Origin of the sequence: Streptomyces eurythermus, from assembly GCF_014649115.1 — a bacterium.
GTDB lineage: Bacteria > Actinomycetota > Actinomycetes > Streptomycetales > Streptomycetaceae > Streptomyces > Streptomyces eurythermus.
In genome coordinates this window covers 289,361-293,137 of sequence record NZ_BMSK01000014.1, presented here as the reverse complement: position 1 = coordinate 293,137, position 3,777 = coordinate 289,361, and the positions used below count along the sequence as shown (strand labels likewise).

The following is a 3,777-nucleotide window of genomic DNA, read 5'->3' as shown; positions in this document are numbered from 1 at the left end:
GACCCACTCGCCACCACCGGCACAGCGGAGACGAGTTCCTCCCGGTCCCCGCCGATCAGCACCGCCCGATGCGCGAACACCGACCGCGATGTCACCAGCGACCAACCCACATCCACCGGATCACCGGTCAACGAAGCCGCCTGGTCCAGCCGCGCCCGCAACGCCTCCTCCGACCGCGCCGACACCACCCACGGCACCACCGGCATCCCCACCCGACCACCAGCAACCTCAGCCGGAACCGGATCGCCCTCCTCCACGATCACATGCGCGTTCGTCCCACTCGCGCCGAAGGCCGACACGCCGGCTCGCCGCGGCCGCTCCCCCGCGGTCCAGTCCCGGGCCTGCGAAAGCAGCTCCACCGCCCCCGCGTCCCAGTCCACATGTGAGGTCGGCTCATCCAGGTGCAACGACCGCGGCAGCACACCATGCCGCATCGCCATCACCATCTTGATCACGCCCGCCACACCGGCGGCCGCCTGGGTGTGCCCGATGTTCGACTTCACCGAGCCCAGCCACAACGGCCGCTCAGCCGGGCGTCCCTGCCCGTACGTCGCCAGCAGCGCCTGCGCCTCGATCGGGTCCCCCAGCCTGGTCCCCGTCCCGTGCGCCTCCACCGCGTCGACCTCGCGCGCAGCCAGACCCGCCGACGCCAACGCCGCACGGATCACCCGCTCCTGCGACGGACCGTTCGGCGCCGTCAACCCATTACTCGCACCGTCCTGGTTCACCGCACTGCCCCGCACCACCGCGAGCACCTGATGCCCATGACGCCGGGCATCCGAAAGACGCTCCACGAGCAGCACACCCACACCCTCGGACCACCCCGTCCCGTCCGCGTCGGCCGAGAAGGATTTGCACCGCCCGTCCGGCGCCAGGCCGCGCTGGCGGGAGAACTCCACGAAGGTGCCGGGGGACGACATCACCGTCACCCCGCCCACGACGCCCAGCGAGCACTCCCCGTTGCGCAGCGCCTGCGCCGCCAGGTGCAGGGCCACCAGCGAGGAAGAGCACGCCGTGTCCACCGTCAGCGTCGGACCGGTGAACCCGAAGGTGTAGGCGATCCGGCCCGCCAGGACGCTGGCCGCGTTGCCGGTCATGAGGTACCCGTCGACGCCGGCCGGAACGCGCGTCATCGTGGTGGCGTAGTCCTGGCCGTTGCCGCCGATGAACACCCCGGTCCGGCTGTCTCGCAGGGCCGTGGGGTCGAGGCCAGCCTGCTCGAAGGCCTCCCAGGCGGTCTCGAGCAGCAACCGCTGCTGCGGGTCCATGCCGAGCGCCTCGCGCGGCGAGATGCCGAAGAAGCCCGCGTCGAACCAGGGTGCCTCGTGGAGGAAGCCGCCTTCCGCCGTGTAGCTCTTGCCCGACGCGGTGGCGTCCGGGTCGTACAGGTCCTCCAGGTTCCAGCCGCGGTCGGTGGGGAACGGCGAGATCACGTCGAGGCCGTCGGCGACGATCCGCCACAGGTCGTCCGGCGAGCCGACCCCGCCGGGGAAGCGGCAGGCCATGCCGACGATCGCCATCGGCTCGTCACTGACGGCGGCCGCGACCGGCGCGAGTTCCTCGCCCGCGCCGAACAGTTCGGCGGCGAGGTGCTCCGCGATGGCCTCCACGGTGGGACGGTCGAAGGCGAGCGAGACGGAAAGCCGCAGGCCGGTGCGCGCGTTCAGCCGGTTGCGCAGGTCGACGGCGGTGAGCGAGGTCAGACCGAGTTCGGTGAAGGCACGGGCGGTCTCCAGCGACCCGGGGTCCGGATAGCCCAGGACGCCGGCCACCTCGGTGCGGACGAGTCCGAGGAGCGCCTGCCGGCGGTCCGCCTCGCTCAGGCCGATCAGTCGCTCGCGCAGCGCCCGGGCGTCTGCACCGAGGAGGGACCTGACCTCGGGCAGCTCCGCCACGAGCCGGTGGGGACGCGCCACGGTGGGCGACGAGACCACCTGCGACCAGTCCACGTCGGCGACGATGGCCTGCTCCCGGCCAGCGCTGACCAGCCGCAGGGCGTCGCTCAGGGAGAGCGGACGGAAGCCGAGCGCCCCCTGCCCGCTCTCGTCCGGCCCGATCGCGACCGTCGTCCCGGGCAGGCCGAGCGACCGGCGGTGCTGGATCACCGCCTCGGCGGCGACCTGGGTCACGCTGGGCGCCGGAGCACCGCCGATGACGCCGACTGCGGAGGAGAGGACCAGCAGCGGCCTGTCGCCGGCCCATTCGTGCAGCTCCCAGAGCCGTTCCCGCCGCGCGGTGACCAGGCTCTGCCACTGGTTCGCGGCCAGCGGATCCGTCTCCCAGCGGTCCTCGTCGAGGAACACCACGGTGCTGTCGGCGAGTTCCGCACGGCTGGTGCCGTTCCACGGCAGCACCTCGACGCGCGCCGGCACCTCCGTCGCCTCTGCGACCTCGCCGACCAGCACGACCCGGTCGGCCCCCGCGCCGAACAGCCAGTCGGCGAGCGCGCCCGTCCGGGCCCCGAGGTCACCGACGACCGCGACCGTGCCGCTCAGGTTCACCGCGCTGCCGCCGGGCCGAGCGCTCCGCAACCGCCGGGTCAGGAGCCGCCCGGACCGCACGGCCACCTGGTCGTCACCGTCCCGGCCCGCGGCCAGCAGGTCCCACAGCCGTGCCCAGTCCGGCTCGCCCGGCTCGGTGGGCAGGTCCACCACACCGCCCCAGCTGTCGGCCTGCTCCCAGGCGAGTACCCGGGCGACCGCCCACGGGCCGATGCCGTCCGGATCCACCTGCTCGTCGGCCGTCACGGCCACCGCGCCGTGGGTCAGGACCCACACCGGGACCGTCTCCAGCGCTCGTACCACGTCCACCAGGGCACCTACCTGCGGACCGAGCAGGGAGACCGCACCGGCGAGCGGCCGGTCCCCGACCGCCTCGCGCAGCCGGTCGACGGCGGCGGGCCCGTCGAGCGGGCCGACCTCCACGCGGACGACCTCCTCGGCAGCGGCCTCGATACGACGCGCGGCCGTCGCCAGGACGTCGTCCCGATCGTGTGCGTCCGACGCGAGGACCAGCCAGGTCCCGGGCAGCGCGCCCCGACGCGGCAGCTCGAGCTGCTGCCAACCCACCTCGTAGAGCCAGGAGTCCTGGGGGGAGGGCGTGGTGGCCCTGGTGGTCGGGGCGGGCTCCAGCCAGTAACGCTCACGCTGGAACGGGTAAGTGGGCAGAGCCACGCGCCGGGGCTCATAGGGGGCGAACAGAGCGGGCCAGTCCACGTCCGCGCCGTGGACGAAACCATGCGCCAGCGCGGTCACGGCCTGCCGGTACTCGCCACGATCCTTACGCAACACCGGCACCGCGTTCTCCGTCAGCCCCGACAGGACACCGTCCGGGCCCAGTTCGATCCAGGCACCCGCATCGGCAACACTGACCGCGTCGGCGAAACGGACCGTGCGGATGACATGCTCGACCCAGTACTGAGGCTGCGACCACTCCTCCTCCACCGGGCGGCCGGTGACCGACGAGACCGCCGCGAGCTGCGGGGCGTGGAACGTCAGACCCTCCACGACGGTGCGGAAGTCCTCCAGCATCGGCTCCATCAACGGCGAGTGGAACGCATGACTCACCTCCAACCGCTTCGTCCGCCGCCCCGGCAACCCCTCGACCACCGCCAAAACCTCGGCCTCGACACCGGAAACCACCAGCGACGTCGGCGAGTTGACCGCCGCGATGCCCACACCGGCCGTCAACAGCGGCACGACCTCGTCCTCCGCCGCCTCCACGGCGACCATCACCCCGCCTGCGGGCAGGGCATCCATCAGCCCTGCACGGGCACGT

1 protein-coding gene is annotated in these 3,777 nt (G+C 72.9%); it reads right to left on the bottom strand.

Annotated features, from left to right (window positions below):
- On the bottom strand, window positions 1–3,758 hold a 3,758-nt coding region (locus IE251_RS42330; RefSeq protein ID WP_444545176.1), incomplete at its 3' end, for a beta-ketoacyl synthase N-terminal-like domain-containing protein.
- Window positions 3,759–3,777: the final 19 nt, after the last annotated feature.